Origin of the sequence: uncultured Campylobacter sp., from assembly GCF_938031315.1 — a bacterium.
Taxonomy (GTDB): domain Bacteria; phylum Campylobacterota; class Campylobacteria; order Campylobacterales; family Campylobacteraceae; genus Campylobacter_B.
Genome location: NZ_CALHHT010000365.1, coordinates 1 through 1430 on the forward strand (window position 1 = coordinate 1; position 1430 = coordinate 1430).

At 43.1% G+C, this 1430-nt stretch carries 2 protein-coding genes; one reads left to right on the top strand and one right to left on the bottom strand.

Going from position 1 to position 1430, the window contains the following annotated elements:
* Positions 1-116: 116 nt before the first annotated feature.
* Positions 117-905, bottom strand: coding sequence for a TOBE domain-containing protein (locus Q0236_RS08875; RefSeq protein WP_297916992.1), 789 nt, complete (start codon positions 903-905; stop codon positions 117-119).
* Positions 906-1089: 184 nt separating this feature from the next.
* Here Q0236_RS08875 and Q0236_RS08880 point away from each other — a divergent pair.
* Positions 1090-1430: MlaA family lipoprotein (locus Q0236_RS08880; RefSeq protein WP_297916994.1), on the top strand; the 341-nt coding region annotated here is incomplete at its 3' end.

Genomic DNA, 1430 nt, shown 5'->3' on the forward strand with positions numbered 1-1430 from the left:
TGCTTTTAACTTCATTTTATGCCTTTCGCTTTGGCTCTCGCCGAGAATTGAATTGTATCTAAAATTTTAAATTTACGCCTTAAATTTTAAAATTTTGCGCACCCAATTTCACCCTATTACGCGCCAATAATGATCTCGCTAGGCTCGATGATCGCCGTTACTTCATCTCCTACTCCTAGAGCCATCGCGGTGGCAGATTCTCGCGTGATGATCGCGGTGATGCTTTGATGCGAGCTTGTGCCTAGACAGATCTCTGCGTTTACCGCGCCGATTTTGACCTCGCTAATCGTGCCCTTGATTTGATTCGCCGTACTAAGTTTTAGCTTCTCCGAGGCTTCTTTAGCGATGATGACACTTGGAGCCTTAAATAAAAACAGCACATCCTTGCCCACCTTTAGCCCTAAATTTTTTTCGCTCTCTACGGTTACTGTCGCACATAAAATTTCGCTACCTGCGAGTTTAGCCGTGATTTGAGAATTTACAGCGCCTGTTTGAACATCCGTAATCTCAACGCTTAGCTGATTTCGCGCAGAAAGCTTCATACCGATCTTCTCTAAGCTTAAAAGGCTCTCTTCGGTGATCTCGTCAAGCTTTAAAATTTCACTCAAAAACGTCTCTCCTGCATGGCTGATAGCATCATAAGCGCGAATCAGCTTGTGAGCGTATGGAGTGAGCTCCGAGCCGCTATTTTTCTTAGTGCCTTGAGTGCGGACGATGAGCGGCTTTTTGCTCGCGTTGTTGATTAAATTTAACGCATCCCAGCCGTTTTTATACGACACTCCTACGATCTCTGCGGCCTTTGTAATACTTTTAGTCTCATCTACGGCCTTAAGCAGCTTAATGTGCTTGGCTAAAAGCGATGCTTCGTTGCCGAGCAGGAATTCCAGAGCAAATTTTGCATCCATTTTCATCCTTTCTTGTTTACTTTCACGTGATTTTATAATATATCCTCTGATATATTTCTTAAAGAGCCGCAGGCTTTATTCTACGATATAAAGAGGGAAATTCTATATGAAATTTTACCTTTATTGACAAAATTTCTTTAAACTTGTAAAATCGCCACTTTGATTTATAAGGAAGGTTTGCAATTTGAAATTTATAAAAATTCTATTCCTAGCCGCAGCCTTAGCGCTTTGCGGTTGCTCACAGAAGCAAGACGCGGCGCCTAGCGGCGATACGGATGGTTTTGACGAGGAGTTCGCACAGCGTGAGGTTTTCGATCCGCTTAGCGGCTATAACCGCGTTATGACGAGCTTCAACGACGTATTTTACTCATATATACTAACCCCCGTAGCCAGCGGCTACGACTACGTGATGCCGGATCCGATCCAGGGGGCATTTTCAAATTTTTTCTATAATATTTTATATCCGATGAGACTCGTAAACAACCTGTTGCAGGGCAAATTTGAAAATTCTTGGGACGAGACGAA

Coding starts and splice junctions, on each gene's coding strand:
- Q0236_RS08875 (WP_297916992.1), bottom strand. CDS start 905: ATGGATGCAAAATTTGCTCTGGAATTCCTGCTCGGCAACGAAGCATCG.